Origin of the sequence: Prevotella sp. khp1, assembly GCF_900102205.1 — a bacterium.
In the GTDB taxonomy this organism is placed as follows: Bacteria; Bacteroidota; Bacteroidia; order Bacteroidales; family Bacteroidaceae; genus Prevotella; species Prevotella ruminicola.
Map to the genome: position 1 here is coordinate 357,908 of NZ_FNJZ01000003.1, position 20,999 is coordinate 378,906.

Here is a 20,999-nt window from a genome sequence, read left to right on the forward strand (position 1 = left end):
ATGAAAAGAAGTACAATTACTATCGCGTTTGCTGCCTGCGCAATGATGGCACAGGCGCAGACACAGGGTGGAGGCATTTCTGCCCAGATGTTACAGGAAATCCAGAAGGAGCAGAAACAGTGTGGCAAGGAGCGTGTTATCGCTAATGCCATCTATGGTATGAGCATTGATGCGCTGGCCAAGAACTACAAGGTGGCCGCCCTGCCTATCGACACTCATTTCTCGGTTGAAACCCGTAAGCAGTCGATTACCGACCAGAAATCATCTGGACGTTGCTGGATGTTCAGCGGACTGAACGTGCTGCGTTCAAACTATATGGCTCAGGCCGATTCAGTAAGCATCGAGTTCTCGCAGGCTTATCTCTTCTTCTGGGATCAGTTGGAGAAGTCGAACCTGATGCTTCAGGGCGTGATTGATACCGCCAAGAAGCCTATGGACGATCAGCGTGTGCAGTTCTTCTTCCATTCGCCTATTGGTGATGGTGGTACTTTCTGCGGTGTGGCCGACTTGGCACCCAAATACGGACTGGTTCCCTCGGAGATTATGCCTGAGAGTTTTACCAGCGAGAACACCTCGAAGGCTCGCAGCCTGATTTCGTCGAAGCTGCGTGAGTTCGGACTCCAGCTGCGTGATATGGTAGCTAAGAAAAAGAGTGCTGCCGATATCCAGAAGGCTAAGACTGAGATGCTGGGTCAGATTTATCGCATGCTGAAGCTGACACTGGGTGTTCCCGTTGAGAAGTTCACCTACGCTTTCCACGATAAGAACGGTCGCCAGCTGGGCGAGGCCAAGGAGTACACTCCACTGAGTTTCTATCAGGAGGTTGTTGGTGGCGATCTGAATGGCACCTTCATTATGGTGATGAACGACCCACGTCGCGAGTACTACAAGACTTACGAGGTAGAGTATGATCGCCACACCTATGATGGAAGCAACTGGCGCTATCTGAACCTGCCTATGGAGGAGATTGAACAGTTGGCTATTGCCTCGCTGAAGGATGGCCGTAAGATGTATAGCTCGTACGATGTAGGCAAGTTGCTTGATCGTAAGCGCGGCTATGCTTCGTTAGATAATTTCGACTACGGATCGGTATTCGGAACTACCTTTAAGATGGACAAGGCTCAGCGTATTTCTACTTTTGACAGTGGTTCTACCCACGCTATGACATTGACTGCTGTCGACCTGGATAACCAGGGTAAGCCCATTAAGTGGAAGGTTGAGAACTCGTGGGGTGCTACCAGCGGCCAGCAGGGCTGCCTGATTATGACTGCCGACTGGTTCCGTGAGTATATGTTCCGCTTGGTTGTAAATAAAAAGTATGTGTCGGAGAAGTTGCTGAAGGCATACAATACCAAACCGGTTATGGTAATGCCCGAGGACCCATTGTTCTTGCCCGATGAGTAAAGCTATTATTGTAGGCGCCTCATCAGGTATCGGACTCGAAGTGGCCCGTCTATTCATCCAGCGCGGCTGGACGGTAGGCGTGGCCGCTCGTCGTTTAGGCCTGTTGCAAACCATTGGCGCCGCCGATGTGGAGCAGATTGATGTGACCAGTGCTGATGCACCCGAAAAGCTGATGCAGTTGGTTGATCGCCTGGGTGGTATGGATTTGTTTTTCTATGCCTCGGGTATCGGAAAGCAGAATCGTGAACTAACGCCCGATATCGAGTTGGCTACAGTTGAAACCAACGGCTTGGGCTTTACCCGTATGATTGGCTGTGCCTATCGCTATTTTGCCCAGCAGGGCAGGGGGCATATTGCAGCCATCACCTCTATCGCTGGTACCAAGGGGCTTGGTCCCGCACCAGCCTATTCGGCTACCAAAGCCATGCAGAACGTGTATCTGCAGGCCTTAGAGCAGCAGGCCAACGCCCGAAAGCTCGATATCAGGTTTACTGATATCCGTCCTGGTTTTGTGGATACCGCCCTGTTGAGTGGTACGTTCCACTATCCCATGATGCTGAAGCCACAGGCTGTGGCACGCGAGATTGTGAGTGCTATCGAACATCATAAGCACATCCGTGTGATCGACTGGAAATATCGCATCCTGACTGCCGTTTGGCGCAGAATACCCAGATGCATCTGGCGTAGAATCAAATTGTAAAATCGATTATAACTAAACTATATTATAATGAATAAGGTAGAGAAATATCAGTTGCTGCATCAGCAGATTAAGGCGCTGAGCGCTGGTGAGACCGATCAGGTGGCTGTGATGGCTAATGTGGCAGCTGCTATACATTTGGAGATGGGATTCTGGTGGACAGGATTCTATCGTGTACAGAACGGCGAGTTGGTACTGGGGCCATTCCAGGGACCTGTGGCCTGCATGCATATCGGCTATGGCAAGGGCGTATGCGGAACCTCGTGGAAACAGGGCGAGACCATTGTGGTGCCCGATGTAGAACAGTTCCCCGGTCATATCGCTTGCAGCAGCGAGTCGCGTTCGGAAATCGTTGTGCCTGTAAGATCGGCCGAAGGCGAAATAATAGCTGTACTCGACATCGACAGCAAGGATTTGGCAACATTCGATGAGGTTGACAAGCAGTGGCTGGAAGAGATTGTCAAGGTGTTCGAATAAAAAATAAAAAAACGCAGAGAAATTTTTGGCAGTGTGGGCAGAAATGCTTAAATTTGCACCCGATTTAAATAGTTAACGCCCAAGTCGCATCCTCGTGTAGGGTGTGAGCGAACTGACAAGACGACGGCTCTCGGGTAGGGCTGGCACGGAACGCAGGGATTAAGTACAACTCCTTGGCAAGCTTATTGGCGAGCCGAGTAAAAATTTAAAGCTATATGGCACAAATGAATTTCGGTGGCGTAACAGAAACTGTTGTCACCAGCAAAGAGTTCTCACTTGAGAAAGCACGTGAAGTATTGAAAAATGAGACCATCGCTGTAATCGGTTATGGCGTTCAGGGACCAGGTCAGGCCTGCAACCTGCGTGATAACGGATTTAATGTGATTGTGGGTCAGCGCCCTGGCAAGACCTACGACAAGGCTGTGGCCGACGGTTGGGTTCCTGGCGAGACTCTGTTCTCAATCGAGGAAGCCGCTGAGAAGGGTACTATCCTTTGCATGCTGCTCTCTGATGCTGGTCAGATTCAGCAGTGGCCCACCATCAAACAGTATCTGAAGCCTGGCAAGACTCTTTATTACAGCCACGGTTTCGCCATCAACTGGAGCGATCGTACAGGTGTAGTTCCTCCAAAGGATGTTGACGTAATTATGGTTGCACCTAAGGGTAGTGGTACCAGCCTGCGCACTATGTTCTGCGAGGGTCGTGGTTTGAACTGCTCGTATGCTGTTTATCAGGATGCTACTGGTAAGGCTAAGGAGAAGACTCTGGCCTTTGGTATCGGTATCGGTGCCGGATATATGTTTGAGACCACCTTCGAGCGCGAGGCTACATCAGACTTGACTGGTGAGCGTGGTTCGTTGATGGGTGCCATTCAGGGACTGCTGCTGGCTCAGTACGAGGTACTGCGTGAGCACGGACACTCTCCCTCAGAGGCTTTCAATGAGACTGTAGAGGAATTGACCCAGAGCCTTGGCCCTCTCTTCGGTGCTAAGGGTATGGACTGGATGTATGCTAACTGCTCGACCACCGCACAGCGCGGTGCGCTCGACTGGGCTCCACGATTCCACGATGCTATCAAGCCCGTTATGGAGTGGTTGTACTACTCGGTACAGACGGGTAACGAGGCACAGATTACCATCGACGCTAACTCGAAGCCCGACTACCGCGCTGGACTGGAGAAAGAGTTGGAGGCTATGCGTAATCAGGAAATGTGGCGTGCTGGCGAGACCGTACGTAAGCTGCGTCCTGAGAACCAAGACGTATAACACTACAATCACGGGGGTGCACACGCATCCCCGTGATTCATTTTTAAATATGATATGGGAAAATTAGTAATTAATTCGTACGATGAATTCGCAGCCCACTTGGGTGAGGAGCTCGGCGCTTCTGACTGGCTGCAAGTAGACCAAGACCGTATTAATCTTTTTGCCGACGCTACACTGGACCATCAGTGGATTCACGTTGACGTGGAGCGCGCCAAGAAGGAGAGTCAGTATCAGAGCACTATCGCTCATGGCTATCTGACCCTGTCGCTGTTGCCCTATATGTGGGACCAGATTATCGAGGTGAACAACATCAAGATGCTGGTTAACTACGGAATGGACAAGATGCGATTCGGACAGCCAGTTATCACAGGCTCAAAGGTACGTTTGGTCACCAAGTTGCACAACATTCAGAACCTGCGTGGTATCTGTAAGGCAGAGATTGAGTTCAGAATTGAAATCGAGGGGCAGCGCAAACCCGCACTCGAGGGTATCGCTTCGTTCCTGTATTATTTTAATTAATAGGTATGGGTGGATTTTTTGGAACCATTTCCACAAAGTGCTGTGTAAACGATTTGTTCTACGGCACCGATTATAATTCGCACCTGGGTACCAAGCGTGCAGGACTGGTAACATTCGATGAGGAGAAAGGTTTTAGTCGTAAAATCCATAACCTGGAGCGTGATTACTTCCGTTCTAAGTTTGAGGATGAACTCGACTCGTTTTCAGGAAAACAGGGTATTGGCGTAATTAGCGATACCGACCCACAACCCATACTCGTTAACTCACACTTAGGCCGCTATGCCGTAGTTACCGTAGCGAAGATTAACAACCTGGAAGAGATAGCACAAGAACTACTGGATCGCCGCATGCACTTTAGCGAGTACTCGGCCAATACCATCAACCAGACAGAACTGGTGGCCCTGCTTATCAATATGGGGCGCACATTTGTTGAAGGTATCAACCTGGTGTACAAAAAGATTGAGGGATCGTGCTCGATGCTGATTCTGACCGAGAAGGGTATTATTGCTGCCCGCGACTTCCTGGGCCGCACACCTATCGTTATCGGACAGAAGGATGGCGCCTATGCCGTAAGTAGCGAGACTACCAGTTTCCCCAATCTCGACTATAAGCGTGTTCGTGACCTTGGTCCTGGCGAGATAGTATTCCTTACTGCCGATAAGCTGGAGGTACTGCAGGAGCCTTGGAAACGTGAGCAGATCTGCTCGTTCCTTTGGGTTTACTATGGTTTCCCCGCATCAGATTATAATGGTATCAACGTAGAAAACGTACGTGAGACCAATGGTAAGATGATGGGTGAGAAGGATGAGACTGAGGTTGACTGCGTTTGCGGTGTGCCCGATTCGGGTGTCGGTATGGCGCTCGGTTATGCAGAGGGTAAGGGTGTACCTTACAAGCGTGCCGTGCTGAAGTACACACCAACCTGGCCCCGTTCGTTTACTCCTGGCAACCAGGAGCGCCGTTCGCTGGTGGCTAAGATGAAACTGATACCTAACCCAGCTTTGCTGAAGGATCAGCGCGTGGTATTCTGCGACGACTCTATCGTACGTGGTACACAGCTCAAGGATAACGTAAAGACTTTCTTTGAGTATGGCGCTAAAGAGGTGCACTGCCGTATCTCTTGTCCTCCATTGGTTTATGGTTGTCCATTCATCGGCTTTACCTCGTCAAAGAGCGATATGGAGTTGATTACACGCCGTATCATCAAGGACTTTGAGGGCGACGATAAGAAGAACCTGGAGAAGTATGCTACCACCGACTCGCCTGAGTACAAGCGTATGGTAGATGAGATTGCCAAGCGTCTGGGCCTTACCTCGCTGAAGTTTGCTAAGCTCGAGGATCTGGTTAAGAGCATTGGTATGGACAAGTGCCGCGTGTGCACACACTGCTTTGATGGCAGTAGCTACTGTCACGAGCATGATAAGGAAGACGATCGTCAGCTTAAGTTGGATTTCTGATTTAAGACTTTGCGATACAACCATCCTCCAGTCGGATGATATATTCTTCGTCTGTGAGATATTCAATTGCAGCATCGAGTTCGCTTACGGGCAGCTCGATGCTTTTTAATTCGGTAATAAAGTGGGGTTTGCCATCATCCAGCAACTGCAGGATTTTCTGGGCAGCCGCATTTAGGCGGGCTTCAACCACCATGCCCTCAGCGCGATGAGCCAGACATACATCGCACTGCTCGCAATTATGATTGTTCTCCTCGCCAAAATAGCGTAACAGTTGTCGGCTACGGCACACCTTATCGTTGGTAGCGTAGCGAATCATAGCCTGAATATGTGCTTCGAACTGTACTTTGCGCTCTTCGTACACCTCAGGCATCAGCTGTATAAACTCCTTATCCTCGCGTCGCTGGGTGTAGCGTATGTAAGGTGTCTTCTTCTGTGGTATAAAGTGCAGGATATGGCGCTGCGACAAACTCTTGAGTATCAGGTAAACCTGCTGTGGCTTTAAGTTGGTGGCCTGCGCCAGGAAAGCCTCGTCGATAAAATTGTAATCGGTAAACAGGCCGCCGTAGTTGCGCAGCAGGGCCGTGATGATAGCCTCTTCGTTCGGACTGTTGTTTTCCAATCGATACAGGTCGTTACGGCTCACGGTAAACATAACGCGTGCCTTGTTGTCCTGCTCTTCGGTATATTCCAGATAGCCTGCGCGCTGCAGAATCTTAAGGGCCGAATCAACTCGGATAGGGAAGTGGTTGAAGTTGTGGCAGAACTTATCGATATTAAACTCGAACGTATGGTTATAACCCGAGCCCACACCTATCTGATAATAATAGGCCAGATGCTCATAAACCTGGCGGATGTAATCCTTATCAGGGAAGGTGTCGGTAATGCGTTTTTTCAGTTTGGTTTCGTCGTGACGGTTATACAGCAGCACAGCATACGCCTTGAAACCATCGCGACCAGCACGCCCTGCCTCTTGGAAATAGGCCTCGATACTATCCGGACAATCCATATGTATCACCACGCGTACATCGGGCTTGTCGATACCCATGCCAAAGGCGTTGGTGGCCACCATTACACGATACTTGTTTTCCTGCCACTCGCGCTGTCGCTCATCTTTCGTGTTGGCATCAAGGCCTGCATGATAGAATGTGGATGTGATGCCGGCCTCGCTGATAATCTGCGAAAACTCCTTAGTGCGCTGGCGACTGCGGGCATACACAATAGCCGAGCCCTTCACGTGTTTCAGAATGTGTATCAGCTGTTCTGTCTTATCCTCAGCATGCCTTACCACATAAGCCAGATTCTTGCGTTCAAAGCTCATCTTGAACACGTTGAAATCACCCGTCAATTTTGCTTGGATATCGTCAACCACTTGTGGCGTGGCTGTGGCAGTAAGAGCCAATACGGGCACGCCAGGCACCAGTTTGCGTATCTGGGCTATCTGCAGGTATGAGGGACGGAAATCGTAACCCCATTGCGAAATACAGTGGGCTTCGTCGACCGTAATAAAGCTCACCTTCATGTGGCGGAGCTTGGTTTGGAATAAGTCGGATGAGAGTCGCTCTGGTGAAACGTAGAGCAGCTTGATGGCGCCAAAGATGGCGTTTTCGAGTGTTACAATGATTTCTTCGTGGGTAAGTCCGCTGTAGATAGCGGCTGCTTTAATCCCTCTGCGGCGCAGATTCTCAACTTGGTCCTTCATCAGGGCTATCAGCGGGGTAATCACAATGCAAGTACCCTCGTGTGCCAAAGCTGGCACCTGGAAGGTAATGGATTTACCACCACCTGTAGGCATCAGTCCTAATGTATCGTGGCCACTACCGATAGACTCGATGATTTCGCGCTGAATACCGCGGAAATCATCGTAGCCCCAGTAGCGATGGAGAATCTCCCTATAATTATCAATTGTCAATTGTCAAATGATTAATTATTCCTCAGAAGGCTGAATATCTTCAATCTGCAGCTGCACTTCGGTGCGCTTGTAGATATTATCTTCGATCGTGTAGACAATATCGAACGAACGCTTTGATTTAATGTAGCGTGCCGATGCACTCTGTCCGAAGGCAATGCCATTAAGCACGTTGCTCGACTTTGAATCAACCAGCTCGAGTTTGATGTGCTCCTGCTGGCGGCCCACTACCTTCGAGGTGCCGTAATCGTAAACATTGCGTGTACAGAACAATGGTTTGGGATTATCGGGACCGTGAGGTGCAAACTTCTTCAGATCGTTGTGCAGACGCTTGGTAACATCCTTAAAGTCGATAACCGCATCGATATCGAGTGTAGCCTCAGTCTGTTCTGGCTGAATGTGTTCCATGACGTATTTCTGGAAGCGGCTGCGGAACTCAGGGATGTTCTCGATCTTGAGCGAAAGGCCTACAGCATAGGTGTGACCGCCAAAGTTCTCGAGCAAATCGCGACAGCTCTTGATGGCATCGTACACATCGTAGCCAGCCACACTGCGGGCCGAACCTGTAGCAATGCCGTTGAACTTAGTGAGTACTACCGTGGGGCGGTAGTAAAGCTCAGTGAGTCGCGAAGCCACAATGCCGATAACACCCTTTTTCCAGTTCTCGTCGTAAAGCACGATACTGGCGTGGTGCTTCTGACTCTCCAGCTTTTCTACAATCTGGTTGGCCTCTTCGGTCATCTGCTTGTCAACATCCTTACGCTGTTCGTTGTACTCATTGATATGGTTAGCCTCGGCCAGCGCCTTGTTCAGGTCTTTCTCAACCAGCAGGTCGACAGCCTCGGTACCATTCTGCATACGTCCTGATGCATTGATACGTGGTCCAATCTTGAATACGATATCACTCATGGTGATTTCGCGACCGGTCAAGCCACAGATATCAATAATAGCCTTTAAGCCCACCGACGGACTCTGGTTCAGCTGTTTCAGTCCGTGGTAGGCCAGAATACGGTTCTCGCCCATGATAGGCACGATATCAGCTGCAATACTTACAGCACAGAAATCGAGCAGAGGTATCAGTCGCGAGAATGGGATGCCATTGTTCTTGGCAAATGCCTGCATAAATTTAAAACCTACACCGCATCCACACAGGTCTTTGAATGGGTAGGTGGAATCTTCGCGCTTGGGGTTGAGTATCGCGACAGCATTGGGCAACTCATCATCGGGCACGTGGTGGTCGCAAATGATGAAATCTATGCCCAGACTCTTGGCATAGGCAATCTCTTCGATGGCCTTGATACCGCAATCCAGTACAATAATGAGCTTGATGCCTTTTTCTGCAGCATAATGTAGTCCTTTCTTGCTGATACCGTATCCCTCTTCATAGCGGTCGGGGATATAATATTCGATGTTAGAATAGAACTGCTGCAGGAATTTGTACACCAAGGCTACCGCCGTACATCCATCGACATCGTAGTCGCCGTAGACCATGATACGCTCTTTGCGCCCCATCGCATCGTTGAGCCTGTCTACCGCTACATCCATGTCGTTCATCAGGAACGGATCTATCAGCTCGTTGAGCATCGGACGGAAGAAGCGCTTGGCAGCGCTCTCCGTTTTGATGCCTCGCTGGATAAGGAGATTGGCGAGTATCGGACTCATGCCGATTTTCTCACCAAGCTCCTTAGCCGCCGTCTGTTGTTCTGATGTAGGTGGTTGGTAATTCCACTTAAAATGCATTAGATACCTAACTTTTTACGTATGTCGGCAGGAATAGCATTCTTATTAATCAGGAAGTCCATCGTGTTCAGAGCGATGTAATCCTTTGTCATATACCAGATTCCCTTGTAGGCACCAGTCTCGCCCCAAGAGTTCTTCACCAGATAATACTCCTTACCATACTGATCCTTGGCAACACCGTAAATCAGCATACCGTGGTCGTCGGTCAGCTCCCAGTTGTCGAAACGCTCCTGGCGCATCTCCTGTGTAGGCTTAACCTCAGGCACCTTGCAACCCAGTGAGTCGATGATGTTACGCTTCTTGTCCTGAGCCAGGTTCAGCCAGCGAGCCATATCGCTACCAGCGAGGCTCTGAGCAGCCTTACCGTCAACGGCATAAGCCAGACCGTTACGTGTGAATCCCTCTTCTGATACGTCGCCGCCCCATGCGATGGTGTAACCGTTCTCAACAGCATTGTCGATCACGCGCATCATCTCGTCCATAGGCAGGTTGTAGCTCTGTGGGAAACGCCAGTTGTCCTGTACCTCTACAGCGAAAGTAGAGTAGAAGGGGTGGTGAGTATAGCTGGTAATGCTAACATAATCGTCGAGGTTGATACCTAACGAAGCCATGAAGCTCTTTGGAGTGTACTCCTTACCCTCGAAGGTGAACTTCTCAGGACACTTACCCAGATAAGCATCCAGGATACCCTGCAATCCAACCTTCCACTGGTTAGAAATCTTGCGAGCGCTGCTCTTTGCAATAGCTGCAACGTATGGCTCCATCTGACCAAAGAACTCGTTGAAGTTGTTGAGTGAGTCGCCATAGAGTGAGCCTGGGAAAGGCATGATGCCCTGTGGCACGATACCGTGGGTCTTCAGTGTGTGGAGCACGTCCTCAGCACTTCCACCCTGAGAGAACTGGCAATCGCCATGGAAACGAACCACCTGAATGGCACGATCCATGTAGGTCTTGTTGGCTACGAACGACTCGTCGAGGTCGTAGCTCTTACCTGTAGCTTTCAGGATCTCAGCCTCAAAGAAAGAGAGGGTAGAGTAGTCCCAGCACGTACCCGAACGGTTCTGGTCCTTAATGCTAGTGATAGGGTTCTCCTTGATGGTTGTGAACACGGGTTTGTTCGCATCCTTTGCGGGCGCCTTTTTCTTGGCTGCCGAAGCACTCAAGGCCATGATAGCCACGAGTGCGAGTGTTGTCATTTTCTTCATTTTGTTTTTTATTTTTAATTTATTGATTATTCATTGCCATAAACTCCTCAACATCCTTGGGGTGGTAAGGAATTCTGTTTTTGCCCAGGAATCGGCAACCGTCCTTGGTAATCAGGATGTCGTCCTCGATACGGATACCACCAAAGTCCTTGTAGGTCTCGAGCTTGTCGAAGTTCAGGAACTCCTTGCAGTGTCCGCTGGCTTTCCACTCGTCGATGAGCTGTGGAATAAAGTAGATGCCAGGCTCGTCGGTAATCACAAAGCCCTCTTCAAGCTTGCGACCCATACGCAGACAGTTGGTACCAAACTGCTCCAGGTTAGGACGTGTCTCTTCGTCAAAGCCTACGTAAATCTGGCCCAGTCCTTCCATATCGTGTACATCCATACCCATCATGTGTCCCAGTCCGTGAGGTAGGAACATGGCATGGGCACCGGCACGAACGGCCTCGTCGGTATCACCCTTCATCAGGCCGAGCTCCTTCAGGCGCTCAGTCATCAGTCGGCATACTGCAAAGTGTACATCCATATATTTTACGCCTGGTTTAGCCACCTCGATTGCATAATCGTGACAAGCCTCAACAATCGAGTAGATTTCCAGCTGGCGCTGATTGAACTTACCGTTAACAGGCATGGTGCGGGTGTGGTCCGAGCAATAGTCGTCCAGTTCGCATCCTGCATCGCAAAGAGCCAGTCGGCCAGCTTCCAGTTTAGCATCCGATGGGTTGCCGTGCATAATCTCGCCATGCTGACTGAAGATAGTTGCAAAGCTGGTACCCTGAGCCAGACTGCGGGCGATACCGTCCACCTGTCCGCCGATATAACGCTCGGTTACACCTGGACGAATCAGTTTCTGGGCTGTGGTATGCATCATATAGCCTACCTCGCAGGCACGCTCAATAGCCTCAATCTCCTGTGGCTCCTTGGTGGCGCGCATTTTTACTACAGCCTTAATCAGCTGCAGCGAGGCCTGCTCCTTCTGCTGGTTGGGATGAATGCCCAGCAGGTCCATAATCTGTATCTTGGTATCGAAACGGTATGGGGGCAGGAAGTGATATTTGGTATTTGGTGAGAGGTGATGGATATATGTAGCCAGTTCCTTCATAGGAGCGGTCTTCTTTACGCCAACCTCAGCAGCCAGATCGGCTACCGATGGTGTAAAGCCCATCCATACGATATCCTCTACGTCGATATCGTCGCCAAAAATCATCTCTTCGTTGTTGTCGATATCAATCACACCTACCAGTCCGTCGCGGTGCTGTCCGAAGTAGTAAAGAAATGAAGAATCCTGTCGCATAGGAGCGTAAGCGTTGGCCGGATAATTAACCGGCGCATCGTTGTTTCCAAACAGAATAATAACTCCTTCGCCTACGAGTTTCTTCAGTTCTTCGCGTCTCTTAATATAAGTATCTATGCTAAACATTTGTGGAAAATACGTTTAATTTTATCAATTTGTCGGCAAAGATACACATTATTTATCAAAAAGCCATCCCTTTACCCCTATTTTTTACAATAATTATGCAGATTAGTAGAATTTATTTCGTACCTTTGCACGCAAAAATCGAAAAATAAGACTAAAAGACATATGGGAAAAGTAATTTTGACGGGCGACCGTCCCACTGGTAAACTTCACCTTGGACACTATGTCGGTTCACTCCGTCGTCGTGTTCAATTGCAGAATCAGGGCGATTTTGATCGCATGTTTGTGTTTATGGCCGATGTGCAGGCTCTGACTGATAATGCTGATAATCCTGAGAAAATTCGTCAGAATATCATCGAGGTAGCACTCGACTACCTGGCTGCAGGTCTCGATCCTGAGAAGTGTACGCTCTTTATCCAGAGTCAGATTCCTGAGCTGGCCGAGCTTACCACCTATCTGATGAACCTGGTTTCGGTTAGTCGTGTACAGCGCAACCCAACTGTTAAGACCGAGGTAAAAATGCGTGGTTTCGAGGGCGAGAGTATTCCTCTCGGATTCTTCTGCTACCCTGTATCACAGGCTGCCGATATCACACTGTTCAAGGCTACCACCGTTCCTGCTGGTGAGGACCAGGAGCCTATGCTCGAGGTAACTCGCGAGTTGGTTCGCCGTTTCAATCAGATTTATGCACCTGTATTGGTTGAGCCTAACATCATGCTGCCTGAGAACCTGACTGCACGCCGCTTGCCTGGTACTGATGGTAAGGAGAAAATGTCGAAGTCGCTGGGCAACTGCATCTATCTTTCTGATACAGCTGAGGATGTTTGGCAGAAGGTTCGCTCTATGTACACCGACCCTGAGCATGTAAACCTGAACGATCCTGGTCATGTAGAGGGTAACGCTGTGTTTACTTATCTCGACGCTTTCTCTACCGATGAGGATTTTGCCAACTTCCTGCCTGAGTATCAGAATCTCGACGAGCTGAAGGATCACTACCGTCGTGGCGGTCTGGGCGACATGAAGTGCAAGAAGTTTCTGAATCAGGTACTCAACCAGTTCCTGGAGCCTATGCGCCAGCGTCGTGCTGAGTTCGAGAAGGATATCCCAGAGATTTACAATATTCTGAAGAAGGGTACCGAGCAGGCCCGCGAGGTAGGCGCCCAGACGATGGACGAGGTTCGCAAGGCCATGCGTATCGACTACTTCAACGATGCAGAGCTAATCCGTCAGCAAGCTGAACGTTTCGCAAAATAAAAACAAAAATGGTGCTCAACTCGAGCACCATTTTTTTATTTCTCTTTTAGTAAGTCGGGACGGAGACGGCGTGTACGCTCCATGGCCTGTTCAAATTCCCATTCGCGGATCTTGGCCTCATTGCCGCTCAGCAGTATCTCGGGCACCTTCCAACCCTTGTAGTCTGCAGGGCGGGTGTAGATAGGTGCTGCCAGAATATCATCCTGGAAGCAATCGCTCAGTGCACTCTGCTCGTCGCCAATCACGCCAGGCACCACTCTCACGATGGCATCAGCAATCATGGCTGCCACCAGCTCACCCCCAGTCAGCACAAAGTCGCCAATCGAAATCTCCTTGGTAATCAGATGCTCACGAATACGCTGGTCGATACCTTTATAGTGACCTGCCAGGATAATCAGGTTTCCTTTCAGCGATAGCTCGTTGGCCATGTGCTGGTCGAAACGCTCACCATCTGGCGATGTGAAAATTACTTCATCATAATCGCGTTCAGCCTTCAGGGCTGTGATGCAACGGTCGATAGGCTCGCACTGCATCACCATGCCTGCGCTGCCGCCGTATGGGTAATCATCCACGCGGCGCCATTTATCCAGAGTGTAGTCTCTCAGGTTGTGTAAACGGATTTCGGCTAATCCTTTCTTTTCTGCTCTTGCCAGAATCGACTCGTGAACAAAGCCTTCCAACATCTCTGGCAGTACGGTTATAATATCTATTCTCATCTAAAAAATGCTTTAATTCGTTCTATATATTTCATACCTGTTTGTCGGCCAATATCATACACACGCTGCATCTCGTCGGGATTGTGAGATATATGTCCGATGGGTAGTTTTTCGTCGGGACGGATCACCAGTGCACGCCCCGTACTTTCTGCTTGATAAACATATGCCAACTGCTGGTTGTACATCACGTGTCGCTGGTCCATCGCCTCTATCATCTTGGGATATTTTCTCAGGGCTATGCGCATCAGTGGCATCAGCTTGTTGTGCTCTTTCACGTAGCCGTCGGGCTGGGTGAGTATCACCAGATTCTTTTCGTAGCCGATGCTTTCAAAATACTCTAGTGGTATCGAGTCGGCCACACCGCCATCCAGCACCTTCATGCCTTCCAGTTCTACCACCTTCGATACCAGTGGCATCGAGGCCGAAGCACGAATCCAGTCGTAGGTGGTGGGTGTCACCTTCGGCAGACTCTTATATACCGCCTTACCCGTCTCGACATCCGTGCAAACGGCGATGAACTCCATGGGGTTGGCATCGTAGGCCGCATTGTCAAACACGTCATATTTGGTAGGGATCACATGGTAGCCGAACTCGGCATTGTAGAGATTGCCCGATTTCAGCAGCGACTGCCACGAACAGAATCTGCTGTCGTGGGCAAATGCCTTGTTGTAGCGTATGGCGCGCCCTATCTGACGACTCTTGTAATTGCAGCCAAAGGCGGCTCCGGCCGATACTCCTATCAGTCCGTCGGGCTCAACATGTGCCTCCATCATCACATCGATGATGCCTGCCGTAAACAGCCCGCGCATAGCGCCTCCTTCTAATACCAGTCCCTTTTTCATGGGTGCAAAGGTAATAAAAAAGATTGATATCTTGTTAAATTTTACTGATTATTTGGCGTTTTCGCTTTTTCTACTTACTTTTGCACACGTAATGAAAAAGTTTGGATTGCTTGTTTTCGTACTGATGGTGGTGCAGATGGCTTGGTGTCAGGCTATCTACGATCCTAAGTGTATCACCATGATGGATGCTCCTTTAGAGGGTACCGATTCGGCATTCGTACCTACACTTAAAAGTATAGGTTTTGTACCTGTTGATGACGAAGAAGCAGAGGAGGGTACCTATCATTTTACGGGCGACTTTTATGGTATTAAGGATGCTCGCCTTGAGGTAACGGTAAACGAAAAAACTAAACTGCTCAGTGAGGCTACTGTAACCTGTGGTCCTTATCGCACCCGCGAACTTTACGAGCGTAATCAGAAGTATTTGCTGGGTAAGCTGCAGCGCGAATGGGGAAACTTTAAGGCCAAGGGTGATGGTTCGCTCTATATCCTGACTGAATACGGCTATATCCGTCAGAGTGTGACGCTCCACGAGAATGGGGCGCACTCCATCAGCTACTATTATCTGAATATGGCACCTTATTATAAAGATGTGTTGAACATGGGATTGAAGGGCTTTGTGCAGGAGGTAATTACTGAGAATCCTGTGGCGGAGAACCCCATTGAGCATTTCGACGAGATGGGTAAAATCGAATCAGCCGAACTCACAGAACGTAAGTATAATCAGGTGGGCTATCTGATTTCGGCTACCACCACCGAGGGGGGCGAGAAAAAGTTGATTGCCTACGAATATAATGATGAAGGCAATCTGAAGCGTACCATCCAGACCAATACCGTCTCGGGGCTGAAATTGGTTACCGAATATAAGTGGAACGATGATGGCGAGATGGTGCAACAGAGTCAGAAAGCCTTTGATAAGTCCAACGAGTGCATCATGAGTGTTACAATGAAATACGATATACAGGAACGCGACGATAACGACAACTGGACTAAAACGAATCTCCACATCACCAACTGGCTAAAAGGACAGCGTGCCCAGACGATGGAAGTCGTCCAGACACGCACCATCTCTTATTGGGATGAAGATTAACCTATCATCTCCAGGAATTCCTCTTCGCTTACAATCTTTATTCCAAGTTTTTCTGCTTTCTGCAGTTTTGATGGGCCCATGTTCTCGCCGGCCAGGATAAACGATGTCTTGCTGCTGATGCTGCCCACATTCTTTCCACCATTCTGCTCGATAATGGCCTTATATTCGTCGCGACTGTGCTGCGCGAACACACCACTGATCACGATGCTTTGCCCCTCAAGCTTAGTGGATAGTTGAGAGTTCTGCGTTGCCAGTTCCATCTGCAAACCGTAATTTCTGAGGCGTTCGATAATCTTCAGGTTTTCCTCGGTATGGAAGTAGGTGATGATGCTCTTGGCCATCACCTCGCCGATACCTTCAATCTCTTGCAACTCCTCGATGCCGGCATTCATCAGCGCATCGATATTCTTAAAGTGGCGTGCCAACAACTTGGCTGATGTTTCACCCACAAAACGGATACCAAGAGCGAATACCACGCGCTCGAAAGGTACTTCTTTCGAGGCGGCAATGCCGTTTACAATGCGCTGGGCCGACTTGGTTCTGCTACCGTCGCCATTAATCTGCTGTACATCAATATCGTATAGGTCGGCAATGTTATGTATCAGGCCGTGGCGGTAGTAATCATCCACCGTCTCGGGACCCAATGAATCGATATTCATGGCCTTGCGGGCAATAAAGTGCTCGATACGACCCTTGATTTGTGGCGGACAACCGCTATCATTTGGACAATACCACGCAGCCTCGCCCTCGTAGCGGACCAATGGGGTGCCGCATTCAGGACAACGCTTAATAAACTCAACGGGCTGGGCTATGATGGGGCGCTGATCGATATCTACACCAACAATTTTGGGGATAATCTCGCCACCTTTCTCTACATATACGTAGTCGCCAATATGCAGGTCGAAACTCTTGATAAAATCCTCGTTGTTAAGGGTGGCGCGCTTAACTGTTGTGCCTGCCAATTGTACAGGATCCATGTTGGCCACAGGGGTGATAGCACCAGTACGGCCCACTTGATAGGTAACCTCGTTCAGGCGGGTGCAAACACGCTCGGCCTTGAACTTATAAGCGATGGCCCAACGTGGACTCTTGGCTGTAAAGCCTAAGGCACGTTGCTGACGGATAGAGTTTACTTTCAGTACGATGCCATCCGTAGCCACAGGCAGTTTTTTGCGCTCGGTGTCCCAGTAGTTGATGAAGTCGTAAATCTGCTGCAGCGTTTTTACCTTCTTCATACCCTCCGAGATCTTAAAGCCCCACTGTCGAGCCACTTCCAGATTCTCATAGTGACCCTCGGCAGGCAGCTCTTCGCCCAACAGGTAATAGAGGTAGGCGTCCAACTGACGACTGGCCACCAAGCTCGACTTCTGACTTTTCAGTGTACCGCTGGCAGCGTTTCGTGGATTGGCAAACAGGGGCTCTTCGGCCTCTTCGCGCTCCTTGTTAAGGCGTTCAAACACATTCCAAGGCATCAATATCTCGCCACGAATCTCAAATTCGCGAGGGTAGGCTGGGGCAGCAAACAAGTCGCCGGCAGCAGGTGGTGTAAGTACCAAAGGTATGCTTCGTATGGTTTTTACATTCGCTGTCACATCGTCGCCATGCACACCATCGCCACGTGTCACAGCCTGTGTCAGCTTGCCATCCACGTAGGTAAGTGAAATCGACAGTCCGTCGTATTTCATTTCGCAGCACACCTCAAAATCCTCGCCCGCCAGGCCTTTCTTCACGCTCTCGTACCAGTCGGCCACATCCTGCTCGTTGTAGGTGTTGGCCAGCGATAGCATGGGGTATTTATGCTCTACCTGTCGGAACTCCTCGTTCAGGTCGCTACCCACACGCTGTGTGGGCGAATTTGGGTCCGCCATCTCAGGGTGCTTAGCCTCCAGATCCTGTAGCTCGTGCATCATAAAGTCGAACTCCTGGTCGCCTATAGTAGGTTGGTTCAGCACGTAGTATTTGTAATTATGCTCGTGCAGCTCTTTGCGGAGCTGTTCAATACGCTTAATTTCGTCCATTATTCATCTATTTTTGTTTGCAAAAATACAAAAAAACTCGAAATCGGAAAAATTTTCAATTATCAATTTTCAATTTTCAATTAATTTGCTACCTTTGTAGCCATTATGTGGATGATGTTTCGTGTGGTGCCCATCATGTGGCGTGCGGTTCGTCCCAGTAAGGTACAGGATATGCCTGCTGTGGTAAACTCTTTCTGGATGCGGAAGGGGTTCGAGGGGCTCACGTTCTTTGGGCATATCCTTACCCCGTCGCAAGCTGAGGCCGATCTATTTGGTCATCATCAAGAGATGAAGAACCACGAGATGATTCATCTGCGCCAAGCCCAGTCGTGTGGCGATTCGTGGTGGCGCTTCTACCTATTATATATATGGTACTGGCTCAAGGCCTTGCCTGCCAATCGACAGCTAAAGCATGGGGCTTATCTGGTGAATCCCTTCGAGCTGGAGGCCTATCGCCACATGAACGATCTTACTTATCTGGCGAATGGCAAGGCCACTGAATGGCGCCAATACGCCAAAATGTCAATCAAAGAGCGAATAGAATTATATAATCGACAAAAATAAAGTTCAATGTTCAAAGTTCAAAACTCCAAGTTACAAGCGCATAGCGCTATCTTTTTAGCCAACACCATCTTCGGATTAGGTGTTCCTGTAACCAAACTGTTGCTCGATGAGTGGGTTACCCCTATGGGCTATATGGCCTCTCGTTCTTTGGGAGCTTGTATCGTGTTTTGGGCGATTGCGGCTTTTTTACCTAAGGAGAGAGTTGAACGTAAGGACTTGATAACCATATTGTTAGGAGGTTTGCTTGGATTTGTAGTTTCACAAACCCTTACAGCCTGGTCGCTCGATTATACCAGCCCGGTTTACTTCTCGCTTATAGCCACACTTACCCCTGTTGCGGTAATGCTTTGTGCGGCACTCACCATTGGCGAGAAGATTACGCCTATGAAATCTATAGGTGTGTTGTTGGGTATAGCAGGTGCTGTGTTGATGGTGTTAATGAGTCAGTCGATGGGGTCGGGTAAGAACGATCTTATTGGTATCGTACTTGCCATTCTGAGTGTACTTACCTGGGCCATTTATCTCATTATCACCCGCAATGTGGCCTCCAAGTATTCCCCCGTTACCCAGATGAAGTATGTGTTCCTTATTTCAGCCATCGTTACCGTGCCCATCGCTTGGCCAGAACTCTCTGCTAATGCCCTCTATACCCCAGCGTGGGGATGGGATGGTGTAGCCGAGATGGCCTTTATTGTGATTGGGGCCACAGCCTTAGGTTTCTTCCTCATTCCCTTTGCCATGAAGTTTCTGCAGGCCACAACGGTAAGTATCTATACCAACCTGCAACCCGTTATCGCCTCGTTTGTGGCTATCCTTCTGGGACAGGATGTCATAACCTGGGATAAGCCCGTAGCTGGCGTCTTGGTGCTCATTAGTGCCTACATCGTCACCGTTGTTACCGAAAAGAAAAATAGTTGACAATTCCTACTTCGCTTATAAACTCCTTTTGTGCGTTGAATTAATTCAAAAAGGGTATTGAATTAATTCACGAGGGGTTTTGAATTAACTCAGGTGACATACTGTATTCTAAGTTCATGCAAAAACGTTTTTACGTTTTTTACCTTACAGGCATTTGATGATGCTTGTTACTATGCCGATTATTGTGGTGAGGGCTAAATGAATGGCCCAGAGGATAATTGGGTGTAGCATACTGATTAAATTAAAATTGTGATTATTCGTCTCTATATTCAAGGATGTCGCCTGGCTGACAGCCCAGCTCACGGCAGATGGCTTCGAGTGTGCTGAAGCGGATGGCTTTGGCCTTGCCTGTTTTCAGTATCGAGAGGTTGGCAAGCGTAAGTCCTACGCGCTCAGCCAGTTCGCTGAGCGACATTTTTCGCTTGGCCATTTCAACGTCTAAGTTTACTACTATTTGTCCCATAGGCTTAAATCGTTAAATCCTGTTCCTCTTTCAACTTTAATCCGATAGCAAAAGCCTCGGCCATTATAAGAACAAACACGCCGTCTAAAACCGAACTTAGAACATCACTCCAAGCTTCTAACGGTCTATCAATCTCTGGCGTCAAAACACCTATTACTATTATTGGTGTAATAATGAAACACCACCCAACAATACGTAGCAACGAAACATTATCCCAAGTAAACACTTCGCCATGGTTCACACAGAGAATAAAACGGATAAAGCAGCCAAGAGCGTAAAGCCAGGTCAAAACACCGATTAAAAACAAAATAAAACCCAATGCAGCATAACCGCCCATAGGTTCGTGGTGGTTTGCGCCTTCATGCCAGCCTTTGGCGAAATCCTCGGCACCAGCTAAGCAACTCATTACAAAGCTGACAATCATCAGCACCAGCAGCAGAATACAGAAGCAATTCAGTTTCTTTTTCATATAATTTATCGTTTATTATTGATTATACAGTAAGTTCTTGTTCCTTCTTAAGTTTGATGGTGTCCTTGATGAGTTTAGGCATGAAGATGAAGCTAAACCCAAGAAAATAGAGTGGGGCACCATATATACCACGGGCCATAGAAGGAAAACGGTCGAGATGTTCTGTACCAATGTGGTTGAAAACATAGTCGAGTGTATTGCCTGCAGAAATAAAATAAATGACGAACACCACTACTACGAGATAATACAGCCATAGAATCCAGCGGCTGTACTGCTTATGTATATAAGTAAGGTAACACACAACGAAGTAGACACACCAGGTGATAGTCTTACCAATAAACTCAACCAGGTCGCAAAGGGCTTTACAATAATCGTAATCAGTTGTAGCTCGAAGCATGGTCTGGATGTCGTCAATAATAGAATAGGCTACATAGCCAAAGAAGAGCAACAATAGAATTGTGCTAACTGGGTTCTTTTTGGCATTCTGAAATAAACTTGTACTCATAGTCGTATTTATCGTTTTAATTTGTTTATTTATCGTTTATCGATATGCAAAAGTAGAAATAAAAACAATACCA

At 48.7% G+C, this 20,999-nt stretch carries 20 protein-coding genes; 10 read left to right on the forward strand and 10 right to left on the reverse strand.

What is annotated here, in order from left to right:
• The 6 genes from BLR73_RS10620 to BLR73_RS10645 all read left to right on the forward strand — a co-directional run bounded on the left by BLR73_RS10620 (position 1) and on the right by BLR73_RS10645 (position 5,819).
• The gene (locus BLR73_RS10620; RefSeq protein ID WP_041385587.1) at positions 1–1,404 is read left to right on the forward strand and encodes a C1 family peptidase; all 1,404 of its coding nucleotides are present in this window, start codon (positions 1–3) and stop codon (positions 1,402–1,404) included.
• Positions 1,397–2,104 carry an SDR family NAD(P)-dependent oxidoreductase gene (locus BLR73_RS10625; RefSeq protein WP_091861868.1) on the forward strand — a complete coding sequence of 236 codons (708 nt, stop codon included), beginning with the start codon at positions 1,397–1,399 and terminating at the stop codon, positions 2,102–2,104. The genes BLR73_RS10620 and BLR73_RS10625 overlap by 8 nt, the downstream gene beginning before the upstream one ends.
• A 27-nt stretch (positions 2,105–2,131) precedes the next feature.
• A complete protein-coding gene (locus BLR73_RS10630; protein ID WP_091861870.1) occupies positions 2,132–2,578 on the forward strand; it encodes a GAF domain-containing protein in 447 nt (148 codons plus the stop codon).
• 215 nt (positions 2,579–2,793) lie between these two features.
• Positions 2,794–3,843 (forward strand): ketol-acid reductoisomerase, encoded by a 1,050-nt coding sequence (gene ilvC / locus BLR73_RS10635; RefSeq protein WP_033151233.1) that lies wholly within the window; start codon positions 2,794–2,796, stop codon positions 3,841–3,843.
• A 54-nt stretch (positions 3,844–3,897) separates the two neighbouring features.
• Positions 3,898–4,362: a MaoC family dehydratase gene (locus BLR73_RS10640; RefSeq protein WP_013065248.1), complete on the forward strand. Its 465-nt coding sequence runs from the start codon at positions 3,898–3,900 to the stop codon at positions 4,360–4,362.
• 5 nt (positions 4,363–4,367) lie between these two features.
• The gene (locus BLR73_RS10645; protein ID WP_033151234.1) at positions 4,368–5,819 is read left to right on the forward strand and encodes an amidophosphoribosyltransferase; all 1,452 of its coding nucleotides are present in this window, start codon (positions 4,368–4,370) and stop codon (positions 5,817–5,819) included.
• A 1-nt stretch (position 5,820) separates the two neighbouring features.
• Here BLR73_RS10645 and BLR73_RS10650 read toward each other — a convergent pair whose 3' ends face one another.
• Genes BLR73_RS10650 through BLR73_RS10665 form a run of 4 tightly spaced genes read right to left on the reverse strand, consistent with a single transcriptional unit; the run spans position 5,821 to position 12,090 of the window.
• The gene (locus BLR73_RS10650) at positions 5,821–7,728 is read right to left on the reverse strand and encodes a RecQ family ATP-dependent DNA helicase (RefSeq protein ID WP_091861873.1); all 1,908 of its coding nucleotides are present in this window, start codon (positions 7,726–7,728) and stop codon (positions 5,821–5,823) included.
• A gap of 15 nt (positions 7,729–7,743) precedes the next feature.
• Positions 7,744–9,465 carry a single-stranded-DNA-specific exonuclease RecJ gene (recJ, locus tag BLR73_RS10655; RefSeq protein WP_013063106.1) on the reverse strand — a complete coding sequence of 574 codons (1,722 nt, stop codon included), beginning with the start codon at positions 9,463–9,465 and terminating at the stop codon, positions 7,744–7,746.
• On the reverse strand, positions 9,465–10,670 hold the full coding sequence (locus BLR73_RS10660; protein WP_013063989.1) for a C1 family peptidase: 1,206 nt from the start codon (positions 10,668–10,670) through the stop codon (positions 9,465–9,467). Before BLR73_RS10660 ends, recJ begins: the two co-directional genes overlap by 1 nt.
• Positions 10,671–10,689: 19 nt before the next feature.
• A complete protein-coding gene (locus tag BLR73_RS10665; protein WP_091861875.1) occupies positions 10,690–12,090 on the reverse strand; it encodes an aminopeptidase P family protein in 1,401 nt (466 codons plus the stop codon).
• A gap of 162 nt (positions 12,091–12,252) precedes the next feature.
• Here BLR73_RS10665 and trpS point away from each other — a divergent pair, with 162 nt between their 5' ends.
• Positions 12,253–13,341: a tryptophan--tRNA ligase gene (gene trpS, locus BLR73_RS10670; protein WP_028907548.1), complete on the forward strand. Its 1,089-nt coding sequence runs from the start codon at positions 12,253–12,255 to the stop codon at positions 13,339–13,341.
• 35 nt (positions 13,342–13,376) lie between these two features.
• On the opposite strand, the gene trmD is transcribed toward trpS, so the two are convergent.
• Positions 13,377–14,057, reverse strand: coding sequence for a tRNA (guanosine(37)-N1)-methyltransferase TrmD (gene trmD, locus BLR73_RS10675; RefSeq protein WP_028903976.1), 681 nt, complete (start codon positions 14,055–14,057; stop codon positions 13,377–13,379).
• Positions 14,054–14,899, reverse strand: coding sequence for a patatin-like phospholipase family protein (locus BLR73_RS10680; RefSeq protein WP_091861878.1), 846 nt, complete (start codon positions 14,897–14,899; stop codon positions 14,054–14,056). Before BLR73_RS10680 ends, trmD begins: the two co-directional genes overlap by 4 nt.
• A 91-nt stretch (positions 14,900–14,990) precedes the next feature.
• On the opposite strand from BLR73_RS10680, the gene BLR73_RS10685 reads away from it, so the two are divergent.
• Positions 14,991–15,989 carry a hypothetical protein gene (locus tag BLR73_RS10685; protein WP_091861881.1) on the forward strand — a complete coding sequence of 333 codons (999 nt, stop codon included), beginning with the start codon at positions 14,991–14,993 and terminating at the stop codon, positions 15,987–15,989.
• On the opposite strand, the gene ligA is transcribed toward BLR73_RS10685, so the two are convergent.
• Complete coding sequence (gene ligA / locus BLR73_RS10690; protein WP_091861884.1) at positions 15,986–18,007, reverse strand: NAD-dependent DNA ligase LigA; 2,022 nt, start codon at positions 18,005–18,007, stop codon at positions 15,986–15,988. The two genes, BLR73_RS10685 and ligA, sit on opposite strands and share 4 nt — an antisense overlap.
• A 105-nt stretch (positions 18,008–18,112) precedes the next feature.
• Between ligA and BLR73_RS10695 the strand changes: the two genes are divergently transcribed.
• Both BLR73_RS10695 and BLR73_RS10700 read left to right on the forward strand, forming a co-directional pair.
• Entirely contained in the window at positions 18,113–18,571 is a 459-nt protein-coding gene (locus BLR73_RS10695; protein ID WP_091861887.1) for a hypothetical protein, read from the forward strand.
• Positions 18,572–18,577: 6 nt separating this feature from the next.
• Positions 18,578–19,489: a DMT family transporter gene (locus BLR73_RS10700; protein WP_091861890.1), complete on the forward strand. Its 912-nt coding sequence runs from the start codon at positions 18,578–18,580 to the stop codon at positions 19,487–19,489.
• Positions 19,490–19,742: 253 nt separating this feature from the next.
• Here BLR73_RS10700 and BLR73_RS10705 read toward each other — a convergent pair whose 3' ends face one another.
• The 3 genes from BLR73_RS10705 to BLR73_RS10715 are packed head-to-tail and all read right to left on the reverse strand — an operon-like array spanning position 19,743 to position 20,926.
• On the reverse strand, positions 19,743–19,952 hold the full coding sequence (locus tag BLR73_RS10705) for a helix-turn-helix domain-containing protein (RefSeq protein ID WP_013065331.1): 210 nt from the start codon (positions 19,950–19,952) through the stop codon (positions 19,743–19,745).
• A 4-nt stretch (positions 19,953–19,956) separates the two neighbouring features.
• The gene (locus tag BLR73_RS10710; RefSeq protein WP_091861893.1) at positions 19,957–20,421 is read right to left on the reverse strand and encodes a DUF2975 domain-containing protein; all 465 of its coding nucleotides are present in this window, start codon (positions 20,419–20,421) and stop codon (positions 19,957–19,959) included.
• Positions 20,422–20,443: 22 nt separating this feature from the next.
• Positions 20,444–20,926 carry a hypothetical protein gene (locus BLR73_RS10715; RefSeq protein ID WP_091861896.1) on the reverse strand — a complete coding sequence of 161 codons (483 nt, stop codon included), beginning with the start codon at positions 20,924–20,926 and terminating at the stop codon, positions 20,444–20,446.
• Positions 20,927–20,999: the final 73 nt, after the last annotated feature.

Excerpts from the sequence above, each read along its gene's own strand:
- BLR73_RS10620 (WP_041385587.1), top strand. The coding sequence starts at position 1 with ATGAAAAGAAGTACAATTACTATCGCGTTTGCTGCCTGCGCAATGATG.
- BLR73_RS10625 (WP_091861868.1), top strand. The coding sequence starts at position 1,397 with ATGAGTAAAGCTATTATTGTAGGCGCCTCATCAGGTATCGGACTCGAA.
- BLR73_RS10630 (WP_091861870.1), top strand. The coding sequence starts at position 2,132 with ATGAATAAGGTAGAGAAATATCAGTTGCTGCATCAGCAGATTAAGGCG.
- ilvC (WP_033151233.1), top strand. The coding sequence starts at position 2,794 with ATGGCACAAATGAATTTCGGTGGCGTAACAGAAACTGTTGTCACCAGC.
- BLR73_RS10640 (WP_013065248.1), top strand. The coding sequence starts at position 3,898 with ATGGGAAAATTAGTAATTAATTCGTACGATGAATTCGCAGCCCACTTG.
- BLR73_RS10645 (WP_033151234.1), top strand. The coding sequence starts at position 4,368 with ATGGGTGGATTTTTTGGAACCATTTCCACAAAGTGCTGTGTAAACGAT.
- recJ (WP_013063106.1), bottom strand. The coding sequence starts at position 9,465 with ATGCATTTTAAGTGGAATTACCAACCACCTACATCAGAACAACAGACG.
- BLR73_RS10660 (WP_013063989.1), bottom strand. The coding sequence starts at position 10,670 with ATGAAGAAAATGACAACACTCGCACTCGTGGCTATCATGGCCTTGAGT.
- BLR73_RS10665 (WP_091861875.1), bottom strand. The coding sequence starts at position 12,090 with ATGTTTAGCATAGATACTTATATTAAGAGACGCGAAGAACTGAAGAAA.
- trpS (WP_028907548.1), top strand. The coding sequence starts at position 12,253 with ATGGGAAAAGTAATTTTGACGGGCGACCGTCCCACTGGTAAACTTCAC.
- trmD (WP_028903976.1), bottom strand. The coding sequence starts at position 14,057 with ATGAGAATAGATATTATAACCGTACTGCCAGAGATGTTGGAAGGCTTT.
- BLR73_RS10680 (WP_091861878.1), bottom strand. The coding sequence starts at position 14,899 with ATGAAAAAGGGACTGGTATTAGAAGGAGGCGCTATGCGCGGGCTGTTT.
- BLR73_RS10685 (WP_091861881.1), top strand. The coding sequence starts at position 14,991 with ATGAAAAAGTTTGGATTGCTTGTTTTCGTACTGATGGTGGTGCAGATG.
- ligA (WP_091861884.1), bottom strand. The coding sequence starts at position 18,007 with ATGGACGAAATTAAGCGTATTGAACAGCTCCGCAAAGAGCTGCACGAG.
- BLR73_RS10695 (WP_091861887.1), top strand. The coding sequence starts at position 18,113 with ATGTGGATGATGTTTCGTGTGGTGCCCATCATGTGGCGTGCGGTTCGT.
- BLR73_RS10700 (WP_091861890.1), top strand. The coding sequence starts at position 18,578 with ATGTTCAAAGTTCAAAACTCCAAGTTACAAGCGCATAGCGCTATCTTT.
- BLR73_RS10705 (WP_013065331.1), bottom strand. The coding sequence starts at position 19,952 with ATGGGACAAATAGTAGTAAACTTAGACGTTGAAATGGCCAAGCGAAAA.
- BLR73_RS10710 (WP_091861893.1), bottom strand. The coding sequence starts at position 20,421 with ATGAAAAAGAAACTGAATTGCTTCTGTATTCTGCTGCTGGTGCTGATG.
- BLR73_RS10715 (WP_091861896.1), bottom strand. The coding sequence starts at position 20,926 with ATGAGTACAAGTTTATTTCAGAATGCCAAAAAGAACCCAGTTAGCACA.